The 24,493-nt window shown below is 40.7% G+C and carries 21 protein-coding genes; 7 read left to right on the forward strand and 14 right to left on the reverse strand.

All coding sequences use genetic code 11. From position 1 onward, the window contains the following. Positions 1 to 60: 60 nt before the first annotated feature. Positions 61 to 1,041 carry a GlxA family transcriptional regulator gene (locus AC1XUO_RS22790; RefSeq protein WP_483332140.1) on the reverse strand — a complete coding sequence of 327 codons (981 nt, stop codon included), beginning with the start codon at positions 1,039 to 1,041 and terminating at the stop codon, positions 61 to 63. A 188-nt stretch (positions 1,042 to 1,229) separates the two neighbouring features. Between AC1XUO_RS22790 and AC1XUO_RS22795 the strand changes: the two genes are divergently transcribed. Beyond that, positions 1,230 to 1,823 (forward strand): dihydrofolate reductase family protein, encoded by a 594-nt coding sequence (locus AC1XUO_RS22795; RefSeq protein ID WP_483332141.1) that lies wholly within the window; start codon positions 1,230 to 1,232, stop codon positions 1,821 to 1,823. Between the two features lie 118 nt (positions 1,824 to 1,941). Here AC1XUO_RS22795 and AC1XUO_RS22800 read toward each other — a convergent pair whose 3' ends face one another. Beyond that, positions 1,942 to 2,754, reverse strand: a complete 813-nt coding sequence (locus AC1XUO_RS22800; RefSeq protein WP_483332142.1) for a mechanosensitive ion channel family protein — start codon at positions 2,752 to 2,754, stop codon at positions 1,942 to 1,944. Between the two features lie 117 nt (positions 2,755 to 2,871). Here AC1XUO_RS22800 and AC1XUO_RS22805 point away from each other — a divergent pair, with 117 nt between their 5' ends. The 4 genes from AC1XUO_RS22805 to AC1XUO_RS22820 all read left to right on the forward strand — a co-directional run bounded on the left by AC1XUO_RS22805 (position 2,872) and on the right by AC1XUO_RS22820 (position 9,209). Then, a complete protein-coding gene (locus tag AC1XUO_RS22805) occupies positions 2,872 to 3,309 on the forward strand; it encodes a GNAT family N-acetyltransferase (RefSeq protein WP_483332143.1) in 438 nt (145 codons plus the stop codon). Positions 3,310 to 3,716: 407 nt separating this feature from the next. Next, a complete protein-coding gene (locus tag AC1XUO_RS22810; protein WP_483332144.1) occupies positions 3,717 to 6,518 on the forward strand; it encodes a PAS domain-containing sensor histidine kinase in 2,802 nt (933 codons plus the stop codon). A 224-nt stretch (positions 6,519 to 6,742) separates the two neighbouring features. Continuing rightward, positions 6,743 to 7,024 (forward strand): 2TM domain-containing protein, encoded by a 282-nt coding sequence (locus tag AC1XUO_RS22815; RefSeq protein WP_483332145.1) that lies wholly within the window; start codon positions 6,743 to 6,745, stop codon positions 7,022 to 7,024. 214 nt (positions 7,025 to 7,238) lie between these two features. Continuing rightward, a complete protein-coding gene (locus tag AC1XUO_RS22820; RefSeq protein ID WP_483332146.1) occupies positions 7,239 to 9,209 on the forward strand; it encodes a sialate O-acetylesterase in 1,971 nt (656 codons plus the stop codon). A 100-nt stretch (positions 9,210 to 9,309) separates the two neighbouring features. Here AC1XUO_RS22820 and AC1XUO_RS22825 read toward each other — a convergent pair whose 3' ends face one another. The 3 genes from AC1XUO_RS22825 to AC1XUO_RS22835 form a co-directional block, all read right to left on the reverse strand. Next, entirely contained in the window at positions 9,310 to 10,182 is an 873-nt protein-coding gene (locus AC1XUO_RS22825) for a CE1 family esterase (protein ID WP_483332147.1), read from the reverse strand. A 206-nt stretch (positions 10,183 to 10,388) separates the two neighbouring features. Continuing rightward, positions 10,389 to 10,772, reverse strand: coding sequence for a VOC family protein (locus tag AC1XUO_RS22830; protein WP_483332148.1), 384 nt, complete (start codon positions 10,770 to 10,772; stop codon positions 10,389 to 10,391). Positions 10,773 to 10,968: 196 nt separating this feature from the next. After that, the gene (locus AC1XUO_RS22835) at positions 10,969 to 12,234 is read right to left on the reverse strand and encodes an outer membrane beta-barrel protein (protein WP_483332149.1); all 1,266 of its coding nucleotides are present in this window, start codon (positions 12,232 to 12,234) and stop codon (positions 10,969 to 10,971) included. A gap of 297 nt (positions 12,235 to 12,531) precedes the next feature. Between AC1XUO_RS22835 and AC1XUO_RS22840 the strand changes: the two genes are divergently transcribed. Beyond that, positions 12,532 to 14,307: a cytochrome-c peroxidase gene (locus tag AC1XUO_RS22840; RefSeq protein ID WP_483332150.1), complete on the forward strand. Its 1,776-nt coding sequence runs from the start codon at positions 12,532 to 12,534 to the stop codon at positions 14,305 to 14,307. A gap of 32 nt (positions 14,308 to 14,339) precedes the next feature. Next, complete coding sequence (locus AC1XUO_RS22845) at positions 14,340 to 16,439, forward strand: metallophosphoesterase (protein ID WP_483332151.1); 2,100 nt, start codon at positions 14,340 to 14,342, stop codon at positions 16,437 to 16,439. 70 nt (positions 16,440 to 16,509) lie between these two features. Here the strand turns inward: AC1XUO_RS22845 and AC1XUO_RS22850 are convergent, their stop codons facing one another. From AC1XUO_RS22850 to AC1XUO_RS22890, 9 genes are all read right to left on the reverse strand, one after another. Then, entirely contained in the window at positions 16,510 to 17,418 is a 909-nt protein-coding gene (locus AC1XUO_RS22850) for a bestrophin family protein (protein ID WP_483332152.1), read from the reverse strand. Positions 17,419 to 17,462: 44 nt separating this feature from the next. Further along, positions 17,463 to 17,924 (reverse strand): hypothetical protein, encoded by a 462-nt coding sequence (locus AC1XUO_RS22855; protein ID WP_483332153.1) that lies wholly within the window; start codon positions 17,922 to 17,924, stop codon positions 17,463 to 17,465. A gap of 154 nt (positions 17,925 to 18,078) precedes the next feature. Then, entirely contained in the window at positions 18,079 to 19,443 is a 1,365-nt protein-coding gene (locus tag AC1XUO_RS22860) for an ATP-binding protein (protein ID WP_483332154.1), read from the reverse strand. Continuing rightward, positions 19,427 to 20,125 (reverse strand): response regulator transcription factor, encoded by a 699-nt coding sequence (locus tag AC1XUO_RS22865; protein ID WP_483332155.1) that lies wholly within the window; start codon positions 20,123 to 20,125, stop codon positions 19,427 to 19,429. Before AC1XUO_RS22865 ends, AC1XUO_RS22860 begins: the two co-directional genes overlap by 17 nt. Before the next feature lie 152 nt (positions 20,126 to 20,277). Then, complete coding sequence (locus AC1XUO_RS22870; protein WP_483332156.1) at positions 20,278 to 21,006, reverse strand: methyltransferase family protein; 729 nt, start codon at positions 21,004 to 21,006, stop codon at positions 20,278 to 20,280. Next, complete coding sequence (gene cmoA / locus AC1XUO_RS22875; RefSeq protein ID WP_483332157.1) at positions 21,003 to 21,740, reverse strand: carboxy-S-adenosyl-L-methionine synthase CmoA; 738 nt, start codon at positions 21,738 to 21,740, stop codon at positions 21,003 to 21,005. The genes AC1XUO_RS22870 and cmoA overlap by 4 nt, the downstream gene beginning before the upstream one ends. A 351-nt stretch (positions 21,741 to 22,091) precedes the next feature. Beyond that, positions 22,092 to 22,877, reverse strand: coding sequence for an SDR family NAD(P)-dependent oxidoreductase (locus AC1XUO_RS22880; protein WP_483332158.1), 786 nt, complete (start codon positions 22,875 to 22,877; stop codon positions 22,092 to 22,094). A 23-nt stretch (positions 22,878 to 22,900) separates the two neighbouring features. Then, the gene (locus AC1XUO_RS22885; protein ID WP_483332159.1) at positions 22,901 to 23,761 is read right to left on the reverse strand and encodes an alpha/beta hydrolase; all 861 of its coding nucleotides are present in this window, start codon (positions 23,759 to 23,761) and stop codon (positions 22,901 to 22,903) included. Between the two features lie 268 nt (positions 23,762 to 24,029). Next, on the reverse strand, positions 24,030 to 24,470 hold the full coding sequence (locus AC1XUO_RS22890; RefSeq protein WP_483332160.1) for a hypothetical protein: 441 nt from the start codon (positions 24,468 to 24,470) through the stop codon (positions 24,030 to 24,032). Positions 24,471 to 24,493: the final 23 nt, after the last annotated feature.

Raw genomic sequence — 24,493 nt, forward strand, 5'->3', positions numbered from 1 at the left:
ATATCAGATCTGAAACACGCCATCGTGCAAATGAAAAGAAATCAAATTTTTTTGTTGCTTTTATGCAACCGCAGCCTCTTTGTTATATCTGTTTCGATAGTCTGTCGGAGATAACCCTGTAATCTTTTTAAAGACAGACCGAAACGCTTTCGCGTCAGAATATCCGACGTCGTACATCACTTCGTTTACGTTTTTTCCGCTGGATTCAAACTGCTTTTTCGCCGCTTCTATTTTTACGCGTTGAATATATTCTACCGGTGTATTGTTAGTTGCTTTTTTAAATCTTCGCTCAAAGTGGCGTCGGCCAATTGCATACATTGACGACAATTCCTCAACTGAAATCTTTTCAGTAAAATTATTTTCGATATACTCCTGCGCTTTTTTAATGGGGTCGTCCTCGTGCTTTTTTTGCCCGTTAAACATTACGAACGGCGACTGGCTTTTACGATCTATTTCAAGTGCATATATTTTCGAAGCCATGATGGAAACGTCCCTGCCGGCATGTTTTTCAACGAGATGTAAAAGCAGGCTCCAATAAGATGTCGCCCCGCCGCTGCTGTAAACTCCCTGCTGTTCCGTCACGATCCGGCCGTCTACCAGGGTAACCTCCGGAAACATTTCTCGAAATTCCGGTGCAGTTTTCCAGTGACTCGAACATTCCTTACCGTTCAACAAACCGGTCGAAGCCAGCAGAAAAGCACCGACGCAAAGACTTGCCACCTCAGCACCATGCTGATATTGCTCCACGATCCAGGGTACGAAAGCTTCGTTAGCCGCGACTGTTTTCGCCAAATCTCCGCTAATGGCCGGAATAATTACCAGATCCGCTTTTTCTGCATCTGCTAAAAGCATGTCAGGATGCACCGAAAACATTCCATTATGAAATTTGACATCTTTTGACAACCCGACCATTTTTACATTAAACAAAGGCTTCCTTCCCATTGCTTCGAGAAAATCATTGGCACCTGTAAACATCGTTCGGGCATCGACAATGCTGCATAAAACGGCTTCATTCGGGATCAAAATTGCTACGTTTTTCATCTGAAATCTGGCTAACAAAGATTTGTCATTTGGGTAAATAAATGTATCAAATTAAATGATAGGTTGGAAATACATGTCGCTATTTACCCTTGAAAAAGTCTCTTTTGCACATCGCCTTATGTTTCATTTGAAAATAGTTTTGTATAAAAAAGTGAGTGAATAACTTTTAGATCCTAATCTGTCCTTATATGCGGAAAGTAATTGTATCCATGAATGTGACGCTCGACGGTTTCATGGCCGGACCGAACTGTGAGCTTGACTGGCATTTTAAATACTGGAATGAAGAAATGGCAGAAGAAGCCGCAAAACAATTGAACAAAGCCGATACAATATTATTAGGGCGAATCACCTACCAGGCTTTGGCAAACTACTGGCCTTTCCAACCGCTTAATCCAAATTTCGCCCGACAGGATATGGCCTTTGCCGATATGATGAACAACCATAGGAAAGTTGTTTTTTCAAATACATTAAAAGACACGCGCTGGCATAATTCAATGATCATGACAGAAAATTTACAAAATGCGGTCTGTCATCTAAAGCAGGAACCTGGTACAGATATTCTTGTGCTTGGCAGCGGTACCGTCGTTGCTTCACTCGCCGAGTACAACTTAATTGACGAGTATCAACTATGGGTCCATCCTATTATGCTGGGTCGAGGAAAACTTTTTTTCAGAAATCCAGAATTAAAAAATCGTTTGACGCTTATACGTAAAAAGGAATTTGACTCCGGCGTTGCCATCCATTTTTACACTCCTGACTGCATTAACAGCGAATCCAAATAAGAAAAACATCCCCCAAACAAACCTTTTAAATTTTACAGCAATTCTTCCAAAATCTATCGGCGACGATTTTTTCGACATTTAGAGGTTTTTAGTAGCCATTGTTTGGCTCAATATTATTTTACATGCCTGGCAATTTCAAACCTGACGCTTTAAGATCTTCCAGCAACTTTTCCTGAATGGCCATTTTCGTATCAATAAAACCATGGGCGTTGATCCAGACATTTAACATGACTTTATAGCCATCACTTTCAATGGAAGAAATACCAATTCGCCTTTCGGGCGTTTCCAGTATGTTCTGGGATCTCTCAAGCACTTGGTTGATGAGATTTTTCACTGTCGCGAAATCAATACTATTACTGAATTTCATCTCTACATCGAGCCGTCTTTTTCCCGAAACACTAATATTGATAATCACCTCATTCGAAAGTTTACTGTTCGGAATGACAACCGTTCGGTTATCAAAAGTCTTAACGACGGTATGAAATATTTTTATTGCCACGACCGTACCTTCCTGGCCCTGAGCGACAATGTTATCACCAACTTTGAACGGTTTTAGCAACAGAATCAAAACACCACTCGCAAAATTTTGAAGTGTCCCGGAAAGTGCAAGTCCTGCCGCTACACCAATGGCACCAATTATTGCAGCAAAAATCGTCATTTGAACTCCAATGATTTGCATCGCTGCAATAATCAGAAGAATTCTGAGAACAGTTATCGTTAAACTAATCAGAAATGGTGTTAGCGAAGGGTCAATTTCTTTTCTGAGCATGTGTGCAGACATCCATCTTGAAAGGACTTTGATCAGCCACAATCCGGTTATCAGTATTACAACGCCCAATAAAAATGAGGGCCCACGATCCAATATCCACAAGTAAGCTTTATTATAAAATTGATCAAGATTCATCGTTTTTTCATTAAGTTTATCCATCATTCATTCTGTAATCTAATTTTCGTACCAGAAAATTTGTGCCAACACCATTTCCGGAAGATCGTCCAAATAAGGATGTTTATAAAATGAAGAAAAGCTGAATGAAAAAAACCTTAACTTATGGCCCTCAAAATTTCAGAATATACTCAGGTTCATACCTCAAAACTCCGGGAGGTTTTTCTTGAATCCCGTAAACTGGCCTTCCCATGGAAAGATACCAAGGAGTTCAGGTTGACTGATTTTGACGAAGTTATTAAGGACGAGAAGCTGTTGATTGCTTTAAACGACAATATTCCCGTAGGATTTATCGCCTGGTGGCCGCCTGCAAGTTTTATTCACTCACTTTTTATCGATCCGAACTTTATTGGCCAGGGAATTGGTAAGTTGTTACTGGCAGCATGTCTGGAACAAATTTCGCTGCCCGCTTCGCTGAAATGTCTGAAGGCAAATGAATCTGCTCTAAAATTTTATAAAAAACAAGGCTGGCTCATTGAAGATTCAGGAATTTCGCCTGATGGTGATTATTATTCGCTGTCGTTTGGAAAGAAGGGTAACTAAAATTGGTTGCAAATTCTTTACCGGATTACCCCTATCTTCTAAGTTTGTCATATCCGGAATCAAATGACAAACATTCATTAAGCTTGAACCACATTTTATTACCAAAATCTGAATTGAATAAAAATCCCGCGCCTGTCATAGTACTTATGTGATAGGAGAATTGGGCTTTGACATTAAAACACCTTCGTATAGGTCAGGCCGTTAAGTTTGCGAAAAACAAAAGACGATATTCATTTGACATTTTACTCTCCCTAATGTTTCAATGCAGAAAATGGATCTATGTAAGCAGGTACAATTTTTATATTAATGTTTTGGCATAAGACCGTTGCATTTCTGTGTTGTTGTTTAATGACTTTTTATCTACCATATTGACAATTGTTTCCATAATACGATAGCTTTTCAACTCTATGACTGAACTTTCCAAACCATTTAATACCGATAATGCTATCGAAATAAAACGCCTGGAAATGGCTTTGGAGGCAGCTTGCGTAGGAACCTGGGATTTTGATCCGGATAAAAAAACCTTTCGGTTTTGTGAACGGTTCAAATCCATATTCGATTATTCTTTTGAAGATGTCGTCGACGTGGACGATATTTTGTCCCGTATTCATGCAGATGACCGGGATCTTGTAAGGCAAAAAGTAAAAAGTGCTCTGGAAAATAATGCTGACGAAAAATTTGATATTGAGTTCCGGACCTTTGACAGGCAAGATGAAATTCGCTGGATAAATTTAAAAGGTCAGGCCTTGAAGAATAACCAAAATCAGGTCTTTCTGCTTTCAGGTATCGCACTGGATGTCACTGCCAACGCCCTTACGAGGCAGCAACTAACTTTAAACGAGGAGCGTTTCAGGAGTCTCATTGAGGAAGCATCTATGGCAACTTGCCTTTTTGTCGGACCGGAAATGAGAATTGAAATAGCCAATGAAACCATGATTGGTTATTGGGGGAAGGATAAATCTGTTCTTGGCCAACCATTACTTGAAGCCATACCGGAGTTACGAGGGCAGGAATTCCCTAAAATTCTTCATGATATTTACAAAAGCGGAGAAATTTTTACAGCGACCAATATGCCCGCCTTCCTCGAAGTTGACGGTGTGCTCTCAGAATATTATTTTGATTTTACTTACAAACCGCTTCGTAACGAAAAAGGAGAAATCTACGCGATCATGGATACCGCGATCGACGTTACAGACAAGGTAGTGGCATTAAAGAGCCTGGAAGCAAGTGAGGCAAAATTACGGTCTGTTATTGCAACGGCTCCGGCGGCGATAGGTCTTTTTGTGAGCCGGGATCTGGTAATAGAAATGCCAAACCAAGCTTTTATCGACATTGTCGGCAAGGGTCTTGATATCGTCGGAAAGCCGCTAAGGGAAGTTATGCCAGAGCTGGAAAGTCAGGCATATCTGCAAATTCTTGATGATGTGTTCACGTCCGGAATAATGTATCAAAGCTTTGGTACACAAGTAGATATCGTGCAGCACGGTGTTATGTCTCATAATTTTTACAACATCACTTATACACCGCTTCTGGACGTCAACGGCGAGGTTTATGCGATTCTTGATATCGCAATTGATGTGACCGAGCGTATGAAAGCACAACAGCAGATTGAACAAAGTCAGCAGCAATTACTTGCACTTTTTGAACAGTCTCCAGTTGGAATTGCGATTATGGACAAGAATAACCTCGTCTTTACCATGGCAAATCAATTTTACAGCGAATTAGTGGGCAGGCAACCGGATGAGATTATCGGCAGGTCATTGCTTGATGCAATTCCAGAATTGACCGGACAGGGTTTTGATGCGTTGCTTAATAATGTGGTAAAGACTGAAACATCCGTAAAATTTAAAGAGCTTCCACTTTCTATTATTCGAAACGGTGTTCAGGAAAAAATATACATCGATTTTGTTTATCAGCCTAAACGGGATATTGACAATGTGGTTTCCGGAATTCTTGTTGTAGTAACGGATATGACAGAACAGGTACTTGCACGTCAGAAAATTCAGGAGGCAGAAATAGGTCTGAGGGGTGCTGTGGAGCTGGCAAACCTGGGCACCTGGCAGATTGATCTGAAAACCAGGATTTTAGAATTTTCTCCGCGGCTTCGCGAATGGTTTGGCATTGGAGAAAACGAGATAATCACGGTTGAAAGAGGTTACCAACCTATCCGCGAATCAGACCGTCCATTAATTAAAGCCGCCATCAATAAAGCGATTTTACCAGACTCGGACGGAATATATGACATCGAATACGTGATTGAAGCCGAAATGACTGGAAGACAGAGAATCCTTCATGCGCAGGGGAAAACTTACTTAAACGAAAACGGTGAGCCTGTCAGAATTATCGGATCGGTACAGGACGTTACGGAACAACGCCAGGTCCAGCTGGCACTGGAAGAGCTGGTAAGAGAGCGTACGGAAGAATTGGAAATTACGAACGAAGAGCTTGCGGCAATCAACGAGGAGCTAGCTAAGTCCAATGAACTGCTCATTCATTCGAACGAAAATTTGCAGCAGTTCGCTTACGTTGCCTCACACGATTTGCAGGAACCACTAAGGAAAATACAGTCTTTCGGTGACCTTTTGAAAAAACGCTTTGCAGACCAGCTCGGCCCGGGCGCAGAGTATCTGGATCGAATGCAGGGAGCCGCAAAACGCATGTCTTCGCTGATAGAAGACCTGTTGGCTTTCTCGCGTGTGTCAACACAACAAGACACGACAAGCCAGGTTTCTATAAATAAGATCGTTAAATCCGTACTAAATGACCTCGAATTATCCATTCACGAAAAAGGTGCTCGAATTAAAGTAGGAGAATTACCTGTGGTGCAGGGAGATGAATTGCAATTGGGTCAGCTTTTTCAAAATCTCATCAGCAACGCGATCAAGTTCCATAAACCGGGCACTTCACCTGTTGTTGAAATAACTTCTGAAATTGTAAAAGCGCAGGACTGGCCTTTGACATCTAAACCATTAAAAATGGCAGCTGCTTATTATCGGATCAATGTAACTGACTATGGCATCGGATTTGACAGTAAATACACGGACAGGATTTTTCAGATTTTTCAAAGGCTTCACGGTAAAACCGAGTATGCCGGAACCGGTATAGGTCTGGCGATTTGTGAAAAAGTTGTCACTAATCACGGCGGTGCCATTACGGCAAACAGCAAGCTGGGAGTTGGTTCTGTTTTTAGTGTCTTTCTACCGGCCTGAATTTTAAATGCTGTTTAATATTCTGCGAGCATTCTGAAAGCGAAAAGTCATAAGGAACAAGAACAGACATAAACTTTATCTACCTAATTCCGTTCTCTGTCAATAATATCCTGAACTTCGTCGAAAACGGTAAAAATATCAAATCTTATAGCCGTAAGTTCATAACATAAATCAGCGGAAAAGCTGATTAGTCAATATGTTATTTAAAAATTAATATAGAAATAATGGAAACCTCTCGAAACGAGTTTCTTTGGAGAAAAGCTAAAAAACGCGCAGCATTTAAAGCACACCTTCGGTCTTATGTCTTGGTAATTGGCGGCCTGTGGATCATCTACGGCCTGACGACGCAAAAGCATTGGGGACATTATTCATATCCATGGCCAATCTGGCCAATGTTTGGCTGGGGAATTGGATTACTATCACATTACTTTTCCGCTTTCGGAGATTACAACCCAAAGAAATCTGTTGAAATTGAATACGAAAAGCTCTTACGCGAAGAAAAATAATTAAAATATAAAAATTATGTCCCGGCCTGGCAATCAATGTCGGGCCTTTTTGTTTTCAAAGTCAACCTGTAAACGTCAGGCAGGAAATATCTGTTTTTCTTAAGCCACTTGCCTCAGACGATTCAATCATTTACCTGACATGAAAACACTACTGATTTTTATAGTAATTTAAGCCTGAGATCAGCTTTCAACCTGGTAAACTTTTAAATAAATAATGAAAAGAATACTCCTACTCCTGCTCCTTTTCTCAGGAACCAGCAGTTTTGCGCAGTTAAAATTCGCACGCCTTTTTTCCGATCATGTGGTGCTTCAAAGACAAAAATCAATACCGGTCTGGGGCTGGACAACACCCAAAGAAACGGTAACAGTGACGTTGGCAGGACAAACTCAAAAAGTAAAAGCGGATGCATCCGGCAAATGGATTGTCCGTTTCTCCCCTCTCGAAGCAGGTGGGCCTTACCAAATAAATGCATCCGGAAAATCCGGGAAAGTAAACGTTGAAGATGTTCTTATCGGCGAGGTATGGCTGTGTTCGGGCCAGTCGAATATGGAATTTAAAGTCCGGCAGGCTGATCATTTTGCTGAGGAAAAAAAGAACGCAGATTTCCCGAAAATCCGCCACTTCAACGTCGATCATGAGGTAACGCTGGAAGTTCAAAAAGATCTTAAAAATGGATCCTGGCAAATGGCTTCCTCTGAAACTGTTGGAAATTTTTCGGCTATCGGTTTCTTTTTTGCCAGAGAATTACATCAAAAATTGAATGTTCCGATCGGTATACTGCACAGTTCCTGGGGTGGCTCTCAGGTAGAAGGATGGATCAGCAAAGAGGGAATGTTAAGCGATGTGGAGTTGAAAAATTATGCGAAAAATTTCCCAAAATCCTGGGAAGAAGCTGACGCACAACTTGATGCAAAATTAAGAAAACAGCTTTTTAAAGACTCCCAAATTAACCCATCTGCCGCAGATGAAGCAAAATATCCGGAAGCGGATTATGACTTTTCAAAATGGACGAAAGCAGACAGCCCGATCGGACAATGGGACTGGAAAGGGATCTGGGCATTTCGTGGTAATGGATATATGGCCAGGACTATTATGATACCAGCTGGCTTGGTTAACAAAAAAACAGTTTTAGCGCTCGCAGAAAATGATAGCCAAAATGCTATTTTCATCAATGGAAAATTGATAAATGAAGGTGTGATGAAAGGTCTCAGAAAAATCGAAATTCCTGAGAATACATGGAAAGACGGAGAGAATAAGCTCGTTATCAAATTCGGAAACATGATCGCCACACCTTGGTACGGACTGGGACTGATGGGATCAGCCGAAGATTTATATGTAGGTACTGAAACACAGAAAATTAGCCTTGCCAACGATTGGTATCTGATGCCTTCATTTGCGGATAAACACAGCTATGTTCATTCCAGTAATAATGTCGGCACGACGATCTATAATGCCATGATCGCACCGCTGGTACCATTTGCGATCCGTGGAAATTTATGGTATCAGGGCGAAACCAATACCGGCCGCGCGTATCAGTATCGGCAGAGCTTTCCCTTACTGATTCAGGACTGGCGCAACAAATGGAGTGTCGATGGAAAACCAGGCGACGAATCATTTTACTTCGTTCAACTGTCTAGTTATGGCCCCGATCAGGATAGCAACAAAGGAAGTGGCTGGGCAGAACTTCGCGAGGCACAGACGATGGCTTTAAAATTGCCCAAAACAGGTATGGCGGTCACGACAGACGTTGGAAATCCCAAAGATATTCATCCTACAAATAAGCAGGATGTCGCTCACAGGCTGGCTACAAACGCGTTGAAGCTGGATTATGGACAAAATATTGAATACAGTTCACCGCTGTACGACACGGTTACTTTCAGTGAAGGAAAAGCTACCGTGCGCTTTAAATTTGCCGGAAGCGGGCTGATCGTGAAAGATAAATACGGATATCTGAAAGGATTTGAAATTGCAGGAGAGGACAAGATTTTTCATTATGCCAAAGCTGAAATCCTTGGGAATACTGTTATTGTCTATCACCCGAAAGGAGTGAAACCAGCTTCTGTTCGTTATGCGTGGTCGGACGCCCCGGTAGAAGCCAATCTTTATAATTCCGAAGAATTTCCGGCAAGTCCTTTCCGTACGGATAACTGGCCTGGAATAACGGTTGGGAAGAAATTCGAGTAGTTTTTATTTCACGCGTAGCAGGTAAGTAAAAGACAAAGGACGCAGAGAAAATTTCTCCGCGTCCTTTGTCTTTTACTTTTTTGCTTTGCGCGAAATGAATTTATTCGCCAATCTGCCTCTTAAAAAACTTCCAAGATTCTTCAAAAACATCGATATCAGTTAAAAATTGATGTTTACCGTTGATGACTTTCAAAAGTGTAACCTCTGGCTGATTTCTCTTTTTATAAGTATATTTTTCAACGGTTATATCGTTGCTCGTGTCAGCGTCCGGCATGATTGATTTGACGGGCTCGCCTTTGTAACCATCAAGTGAGGCCCAATATTTCAAAGATTCCTCTGTTGATCTCACCATGCCGAGCGTAACGCCCGGTGTTTTCACTTCTCCGCCATTGTAGGGATTTGTCATATCCGCCGTTCCGTTAATAATCTGGATTGCTATCGGTTTTCTGGCTTCACCGCAATCCATATTATCCGGCGTTGGTAAATTTGCCACAATTGCAGATAACGCTTTAATTTTGTCCGGCATCGTAAGACCCAACTTATAGGTCATATGCCCGCCGCCTGAAAAACCTGTGGCAAAAACATGCTTTTCATTAATCTTGTAATTCTTTTTGAAATAGGTGATCATTTCTGAAAAGAAAACTTCTTCATTGAAATTTTCTACATTCGTCACAGCCGTAGAAGCTTTTCTGCACTCGTTCCAATAGCGCTGGTAACCGGCCGGATATGCGACAATAAAATTTTCTGTCGCCGCCATAGATTCCAGCTTCGTGGTTTTATCAAAAAGGCTTTTGGGATCACCTCCTGATCCATGCATCGCGAAAATCAGACTTGCACCATTCGTTGATGCAGGCGGCTTTTTGAAAAAGAAAACCCGGTAATGGTTTTCAATTAATAAAGAATCTTTCATCATCTGTGCGTTAACAAAAACACACGGAGACAGCAAAATTGTAAGAACCAGTTTTTTAAGCATTTTATCAGCAATTAATTTCATGTCCGTTCACTGAGAAAATATCAGCGACAGGCGAAATATACTGATTAGGTCGAAGAATTTAGCTAGCGATATTACATATATTCTTTACCGGATAATCCAGACTGACGCACGCTTTTCACAATTTCCTTGAATATTCAGGTCTTAATGAATGACTTAAATCTCAAACGGATACAAATGAGTATTTGTTACTCTGTTTCCAGAACGGACAAAATATTGCCAGCCGGGTCGGTGAACCAGGCGATTAAAGGACCGCCTCCACGAAAAATATTATCCTCATCGGTTTTCATATCCGGCATGTCATAACTTTCAAACTGAACGCCAGCTGCTTTGAGCCTTTCCACGGACTGCTGAACATTTGGAACCGGGAAGTTGAGAATTTTGAATGTAGCAGGTGTATGATTCGGTTTTTCGTAAACTATAATATCATTTCCGCCATGGACTTGCAGCTGCAAAATATTCATTTCTTCATCATGGGTCACTTCCATTTGAAGTAATTCTCCATAAAACTGTCTTGCCTTTTCAATGTTATCCACTGAAAATCCACTAAAAGCTTTTGTTTCTCTGAACATAACCTTTTTGTTTAAAACTAAAATGATTTACCTGACCGTATTCAACTGCGAAACAGAATTTCATTCAGCAAGTCAAACCTGATGTCCCGGAAGATTCGCCTGTGGATTAATATATAAAAATATCAGGTGATCACAAAAAATTCCGGAAAAATTATAAAAATTTCCCCGGAATCAATTTGCATGGGATCCCTAAATTTCAAAACTTATAACCAAGCAGCAGGTAGAACCGCTGGGCCAATGAATTAAGACCTTGGTAGGCCGACATCCCGTTTCCTCTTTCGTATCGCGCTTCCAGGGAACACTTTTTGATGGTGACGCCAATGCCTGCCAAAAGTCCTTGTTCATACTTCCTGACACTTCCAAGAGCCTCACCCATCGTCACACGCCCTTTATCTGAAAAAAATGTCGTTTCAGTCCTGGAAGTATTCGTCTCAGAAATGGCAATTCCGTTCGAAATCCCAAGATTAAAATAAAGATTTAGCTTCCGCGCAGGAATCGTGTAACGTAAAAAATTATTTAGTTTGAGGTAACCAAAACCAATGGTATAGTCCGTAGCGCTAAAATCCTGATCGCTTACATACTCTTCCTGATGGTTTGATGTTTTGAAAGAGGTAAAAAACAGCTCGTTGTATACAGACACTCTCTGCTTCGTACGTGGCAGAATTAAATTTAAAAACACCCCGCCAGCAACTTGACTCGACGAAGGCAAAGTTGCAAGCAAATATTTATTACCGCCCTCGCCTTTGAATCTAAGTTTGGTAACCGAAAGTCCTGCCAGGACACCGAATTCGGAGATAATTTTTTCGGTGTTAAATATGGCAATATTTGAATTAGGCTGGCATTCTTTATTGTAACTTTCAAATAATTTACTGATAGACCTTTGCGAGTAAATTAGATATTTAGTATTTCCTGATACGATAGGGCAATCCTGAAAGTAATCTTCCAATTGTTTTTTGAAGCCGTCGACCGTCACAATTCCAGACTGATTATCACGCTCCAAACGATACCTGTAATAAACCAGCCATTCGAATTTTTCACCTGCCTTTATAAAAAAATGAGATTTACCGCTTGCGTCATTCAAATAATACAGACTTCTTGATCCTCCCGACAATACCATTAAAAATGCCGTATCGGCACGCATGCTTGCAGTGGGGACACTTGAAAGCTCACTTGTTTTGTCGCTGTTTTCATTGACTAAGATCGCTGCTTTAATGTAATTTTCCCCATGGACTCCAAAACCATTTAAATATTCCAATCCATATCTTTTTTCAGTTCCATCCTGTTGACCTTTGAAATAAATTTTCTCCGGATTTTTCGACCAGTTTAAGTACGAAATGAATCCGTTGATCGTATCATTTTTGACAGAGATCACATATCCGGGTTCATAATTTTTTTGTGCAAAAAGTGGGTTGGAAAGTAGCAAAACTACTAAGCTACAAATCGAAATTAAATAGTATTTCATTAAGGTAAGGTTATATTGATACAATGATAGAGGTATATGAATTGTAATATACTTATTTTGCCTTAATGTATAAAATAGGTTACTTGATCTTAGTTGCCTGATTTCAGCAACAGAAGCGGACGAGAAAACTTGTTACTCTGTAACTATTTAACTACCAATTGATAAATTAAAAATGAGTTTAATAACCTAACAGAGTACATTTACCTACTAAATAGAAAGTTCATAGAAAATTCATCCGGACTTATGCCTGGCCAACTGAAATTAATTCTATTCTGCGCCGCATTGCTAAGTATCATCATGGCTGCAACTTCACATGACGACAGGACGATTGGTGTTAATCAGAGTACCACGCAATTTCGAGTTGATTCCAAAGCATTTGCTTCCAGTATTACTGATCTTGAAATGGCCTTATCAGGCCTGGATTCTTCTAAACCAAAGACGATCGAAAAGGCAAAAAAATTGCTTGTTTCAAGTCGTCTTGCTTACAAAAAAATTGAGTATCTTCTCGAATATTTTTTCTACACATCTTCCCGCCTTTACAACAGAGCGCCGAAAAATGAGATTGAAGAGCCATTTCTGGAATATCAGGAATTAGCCGGGCTGCAATATTTAGAAACATTGGTTTTCGACAGTACTCCCGAGAAACATAAGCGAATTTTCAAAGAACAAACTACACTGTTGCGCCTTGCCTCGGAAGACGTAAATTCTTTATTATACAACTTCTCTCCCACCGACGCACAACTGCTTGAAAGTATCAGAATTGCCTTAGTACGTGTTATGTCATTAGGCATCAACGGATTCGACGCTCCATTTTTAAAATCCGGGATTCTGGAATCGGCCGTCGTGATACAGTCCATGCAAAAATCGCTTCAACCTTATATCGCTGAAAACAAATCCGCCGGAGACAGCGTAGATTTTTTTCTAAAAAAAACATATACGTATCTGCAAAACAATCCGGATTTCGATGAATTCAACCGTCTGGAATTTCTGACGACTTGCGCCCTTCCATTGCAAAAACACCTGGGTAAATTGATTCGTGGTATTGGTTCTGAGACCAACAAGTACCGAACCTTAAACTACGGTTCTGATCATATTTTCAGTCACAACGCATTTCAGACCAGCTCATTTACTGGTAGTAACAGAGCCGTATCAAATAAGGAGATTGCTTTGGGCAAAAAACTATTTTCTGAAACTGCGCTTTCCGGAAATGGCACTAAAAGTTGCGTTTCCTGTCATAACCCTGATCATTATTTCTCAGATGGATTGGCAAAAAGTGTAGGTTTTGATCCAACCTCTACGGTCAAAAGAAATGCACCAACGCTACTATATGCAGGTATGCAACATAGCCAGTTTTGGGACGGACGGGCAAAAAGTCTGGAAGAACAAATTGAGGCAGTCATCAAAGATCCGCTGGAAATGCGTGGTGATATCGCAGCATCCCTGGCCAGATTGAATGCGGACAAAAACTATCGCAAAGATTTTCAGAAAGCATTTTCAAAAAAAGGCAAAAAGGAAATTTCAGAGGAAGAAGTTTATCGAGCGATTGCATCATACATCCGCACGTTGAATCCAAATAATTCGCCATTTGACCAGTACATGGCTGGTGATAAAACGGCCATAACAGAAAACCAGAAAACTGGATTCAATCTTTTTATGGGTAAGGCTCAGTGCGGGACCTGCCATTTTGCCCCACTTTTCAACGGTCTCACGCCTCCCTTTTATACGCTTACTGAGTTTGAGATTCTGGGGACTACCAAAACAGAAGATCTCTTAAATCCCGTCTCTGATGAGGATGATGGCAGGTTCAATTTTCGCCCCATCCGGTTTTACAAAGGAGCTTTTAAAACACCGACTGTCCGAAATTCTGCTAAAACGGGCCCTTATATGCATAATGGTGCCTTTCAATCACTGGAAACCTTACTCGAATTTTATAACCAGGGTGGAGGTGCCGGACTGGGATTGGACTTTAAGAGCCAGACCCTTTCGGCTGGAAAACTGAATTTAACTGAAATAGAAAAAAAGAATATTATTGAGTTTTTAAATTCGCTTACCGACGATTTAAAAGCGATATAAAAAGATCGAAAACTCCTGACACCAATAATTATATGAGAAGAAATTTACTATTGCAGTTATTCCTGTTTTTTGCTCTTCCGTCTTTCGGACAGCTAATTCGCGGCCCTTATTTGCAGGCAGTCACGTCGACTAGTATGGTAATCCGCTGGCGAACTGACGCGGCTACTACCTCCCGCGTACAATTTGGAAATGGTTCGAACAATCTGGATCAAAAAGTGGATGATAATGCGCTCGTGACGGAGCATGAAGTTAAGCTTACCGGTTTGGCACCCATGACAAAATATTTCTATTCCATCGGTTCGACGTCCGCGGTACATCAGGGCGATGCGAACAACTATTTTGAAACCACGCCGATACCCGGAACCAAAGGAAAATATCGCTTCGGCATTTTGGGAGATTGCGGCACCAACTCGGCTTTTCAGGGAAATGTTCGGGATCAGCTAACCAATTACCTTGGCAATAACTACATGAATGCGCTGCTTCTTCTCGGGGACAATGCATATTCACAGGGAAAAGATCCGGAATATCAGTCCAATTTTTTCAATCATTACAAAGATAATTTCCTTAAAAAATATCCGGTTTTCCCAACACCCGGAAATCATGATTACGGAAACGATGACCCCAACCGCCAGATAGATCATAAAATTCCTTACTATGACATTTTCACATTGCCAGTCAAAGGAGAATCAGGCGGCGTCCCTTCGGGAAATGAAGCTTATTATTCTTATGACTACGGTAACGTTCATTTTCTCTCCCTGGATTCTTACGGGAAAGAAGACCAATCTACCCGGTTATACGACACGCTCGGTAAGCAGGTTCAATGGATAAAAGCTGACCTGGCAGCGAATAAAAACAAGGACTGGGTTGTTGCCTACTGGCATCACCCTCCCTTTTCTCTTGGCTCTCGAAATGGCGAGACTGAAAACGATATGATCAAAATTCGTGAGAATTTTATCAGGATTTTGGAGCGAAATGGTGTAGATCTGATTCTTTGCGGCCATAGCCATGTTTATGAAAGGACACGATTAATCCAGGGGTTTTATAACTATTCCGGTTCATTTAATAATGCTGTGCATAACGTCAGCCAATCTTCCGGAAAATATGACGGGTCTGATAATTCTTGTGCCTACATAAAAAGCTCGAATATAAACAAAGGAACGGTTTATGTAGTGACCGGTTCCGCCGGACAACTCGGTTCCCCAAGTCCGGGATATCCACATAAGGCGATGTATTATTCCAATGCCGATCTTGGCGGCTCGATGATGCTGGAAGTGGAAGGAAACAGGCTTGATGCCAAGTGGGTCGGGATCGACGGTCAGATCCGGGATAAATTTACGATTGTGAAAGATGTTAATCAAAACAGGACCCTTGAAATTGAATCTGGCAAAAGCGTAACTCTGGAAGCATCATTTAACGGTCAATATGTTTGGAGTACTGGTGAAAATTCAAAGACAATTTCAGCGACGCCCAATGCAGATGCTGACTATACTGTGAAAGACGTGCAGAATTGTCTGACCGATATTTTTCATGTCAAAGTAACGAAGCAAGCTCCCGTAAAACTGCTTTCACTGGACGGCGTCGCAGATACCCGGAACGTGGTAAGATTAACCTGGACGACGGAATTTGAGACAGAATTTTCTCATTTTCAGATAGAACGATCCCTAAACGGAGCCAACTTTTCAGATCTTGCCCGAGTTAATGGCAGTAAGAATTCAAAAGAGAATAAATCCTATGAGTTTTTTGATCAGTCCAGCCAGCAAATCAATTCGCCTGACACGATCTATTATCGTTTAAAAATGCTGAATCTGGCGGGTAGTTTTGAGTTTTCAAAAACAATCCAGGTTAAACTAAACCAGATAGTACTTGGTTCCGATCCCACCACAGTATTAGACATTGCCATCGTGCCAAACCCATCGACTCACGACGATGTCCAGGTGAAGTTATTAGGGAAAGATCGTGCGGTAACGGAAATAAAAATTCTGGATGTTTCAGGAAAAACACTACTTAGCAAACCAATGACCTTAACGAATGATCTGGCTCCTTTTCTTCCCAAAGGACTCGCGAAAGGTATTTATTTTCTCAAAGTAACGATAGACAACAGAACGATTACCAAGAAATTTGTGATTTTATAATCAAAATACACAATCAAAAAACCAGAAAAGTGAGCCGGAAGCCAGCCCACTTTTCTATTACGCTTACTACTTACAAAATATAAAATGCTTCGGGTTCTAATGCTTTCGGAACTTGTTCTTCATTCATCATCTGTTTTAAGTCGCGTTCGATATTTCTTGAAATGGAAAGTACGGGTGTGTCGGTAGGTTTATTCTCGAACGGGTCTTGTAAGTGAATTGCCATCTTTTCGATCAGGAAAAAACAAGCGGTTATCACGACCAAAACCGGAACCATTAAAAACCCAAACAAATCTACCATTCCGAACGGCAGCAACACGATGAAAAAGTGAAGTGCCAAATGAATGTAAAGACTATACGTTGCAGGAAATACAGTATTTTTGATTCTCTCACATTTCCCCATGGCATCCGTCAGACGCGTGATGGTGCTGTCAATTTCAACTTGCTGAAATGGATTTACCCACCCTTGTTTCAAAGCGTTGTTAAGGTCGCGGGCATGAAGCTGGGTTAAACCCAAATGCTTGTTGTCATACCCTCTGATGTAATCGCAGTCTTCCTTTGGCAAGAATTTTTCTATCGCCGGCATAGGATCGTCTTTTCGCAGACCGATCCCGAGCGCATAACACCATGCAATTTGCCGTCTGATGATGCGGTGTTTAAATTCTTTGATAGCGTGCGGCTGATACGGGTCGTCGATCAGATGAAGAACCTGGCGTGCCAGTGTCCTGGAATCGTTCACGATCGACCCCCAGATAATCCTGGCTTCCCACCAGCGGTCATATGCCTGATTCGAGCGGAACGCAAGAAGTAAGGATATGATTGTCCCCAAAACCGTTGGCACGGTCATATTAATGGAAATGTTCGTTATTTCAAAGTTCTTGTATACGATCTCAATTATTAAGCCGTATAAGGTCACCGCCAGAACTTCATATTTGATTTTCCCAAAAACGTATTTTATGGGAATATTTTTTTTTAGGAGCATAATTCATTGCTTGTTGATGTGATCGATTGGTGTCAGTGTGATACTTAGCGTAGGTTTTCCATATTTGAAAACACCGATTCTTTGATTTGATCAGCGTCAATAAGCGGTAATCCACATTTCATCATTACAGGCAGCGCTTCAATACTACTCTTGCTAAGTTTTGGCATTCCATAACGTTTTGAATAACCAATAAAGTCAGCGTTATTGTAGTCAAGGAAATTTTTGAAGACAGCCAGTTTGCTTCCGTAGAAAAATTCAATTTTTATACTTTTTAAAGTTGACGGGAAAACTTCTTTTAAAATTTCACATTCCCGCCGAAACTCTTCCGAAACAAATTCATATTCCTTTTTACGGTAATTAGAAAAAAGCAAATCCTGAATATCATCAGCTACATGGAAAAGGTGTATAAAAAGAATATTAACCTCTTCACTCGCATTTCTTACAATTGTCTCAGCAACCTGCAATGATGATATACTGAAATCGCTAGGAATAATCACCGTCTTCATAATCTTATCTTTTTGGTTAACAATGCTTTTTCTGAAATTCTGATAGTACAATGTTACGGCCGACAGATTAAGACCGGATAAAAAAGAGGTTATAATACAGTAAGTGAGTTATTAAAATAAGATAAGATTGTTAGATTCAGATTAGAGTATCGATCTATATATAGGGAAGATAAACTGTGAAGCGAGTGCCTACTCCAACTTCACTTTTGACAACAATGGAGCCTTGATGTAGTTTAATTATATTATTTGTCAGTGGAAGGCCAATTCCATAACCTTTGTACTTTTCCGTGTTAGATGCCCTGAAAAAAGGCACAAAAATTTGCGCAATTTCTCTATTGGGAATGCCTATACCTTCGTCTGTTATTTCTACAAGCACAAAAGCATCCTCCAGCTTGATCACGATGTGAACAGGGGCATTGTCAGAATATTTGCAACTATTTAATACTATATTGGAAAATGCAGCTTTAAGAAGTGTTTCATTACCGATGACAACCAGTTTTTCTTCGTCGTCCGGGAGGTGATCGAAATTTATCTGTACTTTATTTGCAGGAATAATCTGATCTGCCGTTTCCTTAACAGAAAAAATTAATTCGTCAATCCTGATTTCCTCCCACTGCTCTTTCTTCCCATCAAAACCAGTCTGAGCAAGACTTAACATACTGTTGGTCAGGTGTTCCATTTTCTCAGACTCATAGAAAATTGTTCGAAACGAATCTCTTACATTATCCGGAATGCCTGGGACAGACAGCCCGAGCTGGGCTTCGCCGCTAATGATTGTTAAGGGCGTTTTAAATTCGTGAGAGGCATTACTGACAAAGTTATTCTGAATTTCAAAAGTGATTTCCAGTCTGTCGAGCATGTCATTAAAGGTTTTGGAAAGATCAGCAATCTCATCTTTACTGGAATCAACCGTTAGCCGCTGGTTCAGGTTATGGGCGCTTATTCCCTTCACATTCCTGATAATGCTTCGAATAGGTTGGAAAATCTGGTTTGAAAAAAACTTTCCGAATGTGAAAACGAAAACAAGTGAGATACAGAATCCTACGATAAGCAAATTTTTAAGGTTTTCCATTTCGGCTAAACCGTAAAGATCTACGGCCGACGAAAGCACAATAATATCTTCGCCAGGCTGATTAATATTCATGCCTACATAGGACGTATCATTATGAAAAAAACGGGCAGGTTGTTTTCTCACAATTGCATCGTAAAATGATTGTGGAAGCGGGAGTTTTTTCCTTAAACTGTCTGCCTTTTTTACATCTTTTTTAAAAATAATCTGATGCTGTTCATAAGGCAGATCACCAAGATGTTTTTCCTTGAAATCATAATAGATTGAAGTCTGGGATTTATTTTTTTGCAGTGCGGCATGTCCGACAATATCTGACCGCACTTCCAATCGGTGGAAAAAGCTGCTGGAAATACTTTCAGAAGCGAAGATGTATAAAAAAACACTTAGCGACAGGATAATTCCTGCCGTTAAAAATGTAAAAATCAGGGCGATTCTATTTTGGATCTTCATAAGTCTGGCGCATCACATATCCCATTCCAAAAACCGTATGAATAAGTTTTACAGGCTGATTTTTATCTATCTTCTTACGCAGATAATTAATATAAACATCCACAACATTCGTGCCCAGATTGAAATTGATGTCCCAGACGTTTTCCAGAATCTCCATTCTGTTCAATACCCGGTTTTGATTGGAAAGCAAAAATTCAAGCAAACGAAATTCCGTAGCCGTCATGTCAATAGGCACAGAACCCCGTGTTACCGTTTTCGTAATTTTATCCAAAGCCAGGTTCCCCATTCTAAGTACATCCGTACTTTTCTCCTTTTCGTGTTCTTTCCCGCGGCGTGTTAATGTCCGGATACGGGCTTCGAGTTCCGCGAGCTTGAATGGTTTTGTCATATAATCATCTGCTCCTGCATCCAGTCCTGAAACGATATTTTCAGTCGTACCCAACGCAGTAAGCATCAGAATCGGTACCGAAGAATTAGTATTTCTTATTTTACGACAAACCTCCATCCCATTCATAACAGGTATCATCAAATCAAGAAGAATCAGATCAAAGTCATGTTGCAGGGCCATGTGTAAACCGGATTGCCCATCCATTGCTACGGTTATTTCATGACCGGATGCCGAGAGACTTCTTTGAATAAGTGATATTACACTGGGTTCATCTTCAATAAGCAAAAGCTTCATGCGTATTATTTAGTGAGAGTATTGGATGTCAGACTGATAGATCTTCAACAAAAAAACAGGTATTGAAACTAGTCAATACCTGCCTCTAAAACTAACGAATGAATCTGAAATTTGTATATTTTTAAATTCAGATTTTACCAATCAGACAACTTTCATGCCATTTGATCTGTCATTTTTCCTGATTTTTTCAGATATCTAACATACAGATAAACAAGTCCCAGTGCGAAAAAAATGCACAGAAATGTCACCGTACGCGTGTCAGGATCAGGAATAATATGTTTGTATTCAAATAATATAATTGCGACAATACCGACCAGCCAGATGAATAATGTGTTGTATTCCTTTATAAGCCAGCGTTTATAATTAAATTTCATCTCCGCAAAAGTAGTCTCAATACCCTTGGGGTTGATAATCCACCGGTTAACCCGCTGGCAGTAAGTTGTGAAATCCAGTCCGAATTTATTGGAAAGAAAATTCTCTTCGGCCATTACAATGGACTGGTAGATAAATAGAAATAACGGAAAAACAATCCCAATATAAATCCAGGAATTCGAAAGGATTCCCACCCCCAGGAGCATCAGGATATTCCCAACATAGAGCGGGTTCCTGCAATGTTTAAATATACCCTCGGTAACCAAATTTTCAGCATGAACTTTTTTATCGCGACCTCCACGAATGATATATGCAAGCCCGATGGTCGCTCCTCGAATTGTTTCGCCCAGGACGGTTACGAAAAGCCCGATGACGATGGGTATCCAGTAATAATTATTCCCAAAACGCTCCGCTGTGAAAATATCGGGAGAAGGCAAAAAAAGCATTAGGTAAAGAAAAATAAACAAAACATTCCTGAACCTGAAAAAGAAATTTCCTATCGTTATCATTTTTTATGCGCTATAATTCCGGCAAAGTTGTACCATTTAAAAAACGTTTCGCAGTGACTAAAACCCACCTGCTCCAACATCAAAATATTTTCGGAAAGCTTATAGGGAATCAAAACATTTTCCAGCGCTTCTCTTTTTTGGGAAATTTCAAGGTCGCTGTAATGATTGCGACGCTTGTAATCGTAGTAATATTTAATAAAGTCACGGTTGAACATACTGTCTTCTGCCAGAATTTTCTCAACAAGAATCAAAGTTCCACCCGGATTCAGGCCTTTATAGATATTTCTGATCAATTTTTTTCTATGTATCGGACGAACGAATTGCAACGTCAGACAAAGAATTACAACAGAAGAATTGTCGATCGCAAGATCTCCGTGCAGATCTGCCGCCCGTAGTTCATAGGATCTCTTAAAACACGCATCTTTTAATTTTGCATCACATTTCGCAAGCATTTCGTCGGATTCGTCTATGCCGACAAAAGAAATATCTTCAGAAACGAGCGTATCTAAACCGATCATTGTCGTGCCTGTTGAGCATCCAAGATCATAAACTAGTGTTCCTTCCTGTGCATGATCTGCTGCCAATTCCGCTACCATCCGCTGGATTTCGCCATAATGCGGAACGGAGCGGTTGACCATGTCGTCAAAGACTTTAACAACCTTCGGACCGAACTTGAAGTCGGATGCCTCGGATATCGATTCTTTGAACACATTATCTTTTTCGATGTCTTCCATTAAATTAATTTATTAAGAATATTAGTCAGGTTAATTCATTTTTTGATAATCTCCGGAAATTGAATTTTTCATATCTTGTACCAATCTTAGGCATTTATGAGCCTTGCAATATACATTAGAAAAAACTTAGAATATTTGGTCATAATGGTAAATTTCCAAATAATTACAGGTTTAAAAACGGACCGCTGTTTTTAAAAGTATCCCAATGCGGTTTTTTTCAAAAAAATCGCTTTCGTTGATACTATGTATTATTAAAAGTATTTATTCTCCGATGATATTTTCATTGTAGATACGCACGATTAATCAATTTGTGGCGGAGATTCTGAAAATTCGAGAAATAAATGGAATGATTTATCTGGCTGTCCATCCGCCGTCAACAGTCAGGATGGAGCCTACCATGTAACTGGCAGCCTCGCTGGATAGAAAGATGGCAGCACCCTGAATTTCTTCCAACTGGCCCCAACGGCCAAGTGCCGTTGCGCCTAAAACAATGGTTTTAGCTTCTTCGCTATCGGCGATCGGAATGTTCATATCAGTCAAAAAGGGCCCTGGACAAATCGCGTTGACCATAATATTAAAAGGTGCCAGCTCAATGGCCAAAGCACGGGTCATTTGAACGACGGCTCCTTTACTAGCAGTATACGGTGTGCGGTTCGCCAGACCGACCAAACCCAAAGTACTCGCAAGATTGATGATCCTGCCACATTTTTTTTCTTTCATAAATGGCACCACCGCACGGGAACTAAGCCAGGTTCCATGCACATTGACGTTCATGACCTTACTGAAATCGTCATGAGACACTTCGTCGATCGGACCGCGAATGTTAATTCCGGCACTGTTGATAAGTATATCGATTTTACCAAAAGTATCTACTGCGGTTTGTGCCATTAATTCGGTTTCTGCCTGGCTGGTAATGTCGGCACGAAATGAAACTACCTGAGTTCCAAAATCCCTCTCCAACTGCTTCGCTGCCAGCTTTCCTTCCTCTGCATTTCTATTCACCAGCATCACCTTACATCCAGCGGAAGCAAGTCCTGCGGCCATGGCATAACCAAGTCCGCGGGAACCACCAGTGATTATTGCACTTTTTCCGGTCAGATCAAAAAGCTTGATTCCGGGCAATTTTTTATTGTCCATGAAAAAATACGATACAATGACTTTTAATATTGATGAAAACCTTGCGAAACGAACTCCAAAACTGTTGGAAGTGCCGATCGCCAATATGTCCAGGTGTGGGCGCCTTCACGAATTCTGAACTCATGGGGAATTTCTTTCTTTTTCATCGCAATATGCGCCAGACTATTTCCTTCATACAAAAAGTCATCATCTCCACAGTCAATATACCAACGCACTGCCTTCTTCTGCGCATCTGGCATTTGTTCTACGAGCGGCAGAACACTGTGGCGATTGAAATAATTGCTTACGGTCGAATCAGCAATATTCGGATTCGTTCTTACCATATTCTTCTTGGTATCATCCAATGACAAAGGCCCTATATAAGCTGAAAGCGGGCATGCTGATGAAAATAATTCCGGATGATGCAGGGCATACATAAAACTACCTCCACCGCCCATCGACAAACCGGCAACAGCTCGAAAACGCTTCTCTGTTTTGATTCTGTATTTTTTCTCGACGAACGGCATTAACTCCTGGAAGAAAAAATCTTCGTATGGCCAGTCACCTTTTACATCATTAAAATAGCCTCTGCGTCCTGTATCAGCATCAGGCATGACGATGATCATCGGCGTTGCCAGACCGTCCATGATTGCCTTGTCAGCGATATGCAAGACTTCGCCAAACTGCACCCAACCCGTGTGATTGTCACCTGCACCGTGTAAAAGATATAACACCGGATAACTTCTTTCGGAGGTGGCATAATCGGGTGGCAGATAGATAGCAAACTTTCTTTCCGATTTCAAAAGCTTACTTGGGAGAGACAAGTTGTCTAGCACCTTACCCGTTTGAGCAAAAGTCAGTGCAGTCAAAAGGGCAAACAAAATTGTAAAAGTTGCGATTTTCATATCAGTCAGCAAATGATTTGAAATTAAGAATTTTAGGGAAGCCGATAAGGAACGCTTCCGGTTATGTAAGCTTAAATCCAATTTAAACTACTTATTATAACTTAGTGAGCGTTCTCCAAAATTTACTTACCATACGGTTTATATTCTAACCTTCGCTTTGTTTCAGTAAAAAACAGGGTTATATCCTGGAACGTGGCAGTATAAATCAAAAAAAGTTCAGATAACTCTGAACTTTTTTCCCTAAACCAACAAAAATTTAAAATAAAAATTAATTCATCGAAGACAACTTACCTTCATCGTCAGCAATTTTACTTCGCAACGATTCAATATCTTTTTTCAGACCTTCCAGATGGTCTTCCGCTTTTCTCGCCTTTTTAGCGTCACGTTCCGCGGCGTTAGCACTTTTGCGTGCTCTTTTTGCTTGCTTCTTGTCCTGCGCGTCATTGCTTAGCTTTGCAGCCGCCTGGCTATTTTCGTTTGCTGATTTCTGAGCCTGCTCTGCCGTTTTTGACACTTCGGAAGTGGCTTCTGCCAGTTGATTTTCAAGCTTAGCCAATTCCAGCTTATGATCATTTAATTTCTTGCTTATTTCAAGAGACTCTTTCTGCTGTTTCAAAGTGTTTAAAGAATCCTTTGACACCACCTGAGCTGATAACGAGAGGGATATAAGCATTATTCCCAGCGTGTTGACGATCCATTGCATTTTCATATTCTTGCTATTTTTATTTTAGA

This window comes from Dyadobacter sp. HNCC25DJ186, assembly GCF_056895235.1.

Excerpts from the sequence above, each read along its gene's own strand:
- AC1XUO_RS22845 (WP_483332151.1), top strand. The coding sequence starts at position 14,340 with ATGAGAAGAAATTTACTATTGCAGTTATTCCTGTTTTTTGCTCTTCCG.
- AC1XUO_RS22810 (WP_483332144.1), top strand. The coding sequence starts at position 3,717 with ATGACTGAACTTTCCAAACCATTTAATACCGATAATGCTATCGAAATA.
- AC1XUO_RS22815 (WP_483332145.1), top strand. The coding sequence starts at position 6,743 with ATGGAAACCTCTCGAAACGAGTTTCTTTGGAGAAAAGCTAAAAAACGC.
- AC1XUO_RS22790 (WP_483332140.1), bottom strand. The coding sequence starts at position 1,041 with ATGAAAAACGTAGCAATTTTGATCCCGAATGAAGCCGTTTTATGCAGC.
- AC1XUO_RS22880 (WP_483332158.1), bottom strand. The coding sequence starts at position 22,877 with ATGGACAATAAAAAATTGCCCGGAATCAAGCTTTTTGATCTGACCGGA.
- AC1XUO_RS22835 (WP_483332149.1), bottom strand. The coding sequence starts at position 12,234 with ATGAAATACTATTTAATTTCGATTTGTAGCTTAGTAGTTTTGCTACTT.
- AC1XUO_RS22825 (WP_483332147.1), bottom strand. The coding sequence starts at position 10,182 with ATGCTTAAAAAACTGGTTCTTACAATTTTGCTGTCTCCGTGTGTTTTT.
- AC1XUO_RS22830 (WP_483332148.1), bottom strand. The coding sequence starts at position 10,772 with ATGTTCAGAGAAACAAAAGCTTTTAGTGGATTTTCAGTGGATAACATT.
- AC1XUO_RS22885 (WP_483332159.1), bottom strand. The coding sequence starts at position 23,761 with ATGAAAATCGCAACTTTTACAATTTTGTTTGCCCTTTTGACTGCACTG.
- AC1XUO_RS22840 (WP_483332150.1), top strand. The coding sequence starts at position 12,532 with ATGGCTGCAACTTCACATGACGACAGGACGATTGGTGTTAATCAGAGT.
- AC1XUO_RS22855 (WP_483332153.1), bottom strand. The coding sequence starts at position 17,924 with ATGAAGACGGTGATTATTCCTAGCGATTTCAGTATATCATCATTGCAG.
- AC1XUO_RS22865 (WP_483332155.1), bottom strand. The coding sequence starts at position 20,125 with ATGAAGCTTTTGCTTATTGAAGATGAACCCAGTGTAATATCACTTATT.
- AC1XUO_RS22820 (WP_483332146.1), top strand. The coding sequence starts at position 7,239 with ATGAAAAGAATACTCCTACTCCTGCTCCTTTTCTCAGGAACCAGCAGT.
- AC1XUO_RS22795 (WP_483332141.1), top strand. The coding sequence starts at position 1,230 with ATGCGGAAAGTAATTGTATCCATGAATGTGACGCTCGACGGTTTCATG.
- AC1XUO_RS22860 (WP_483332154.1), bottom strand. The coding sequence starts at position 19,443 with ATGAAGATCCAAAATAGAATCGCCCTGATTTTTACATTTTTAACGGCA.
- AC1XUO_RS22800 (WP_483332142.1), bottom strand. The coding sequence starts at position 2,754 with ATGATGGATAAACTTAATGAAAAAACGATGAATCTTGATCAATTTTAT.
- AC1XUO_RS22805 (WP_483332143.1), top strand. The coding sequence starts at position 2,872 with ATGGCCCTCAAAATTTCAGAATATACTCAGGTTCATACCTCAAAACTC.
- AC1XUO_RS22850 (WP_483332152.1), bottom strand. The coding sequence starts at position 17,418 with ATGCTCCTAAAAAAAAATATTCCCATAAAATACGTTTTTGGGAAAATC.
- AC1XUO_RS22890 (WP_483332160.1), bottom strand. The coding sequence starts at position 24,470 with ATGAAAATGCAATGGATCGTCAACACGCTGGGAATAATGCTTATATCC.
- cmoA (WP_483332157.1), bottom strand. The coding sequence starts at position 21,740 with ATGGAAGACATCGAAAAAGATAATGTGTTCAAAGAATCGATATCCGAG.
- AC1XUO_RS22870 (WP_483332156.1), bottom strand. The coding sequence starts at position 21,006 with ATGATAACGATAGGAAATTTCTTTTTCAGGTTCAGGAATGTTTTGTTT.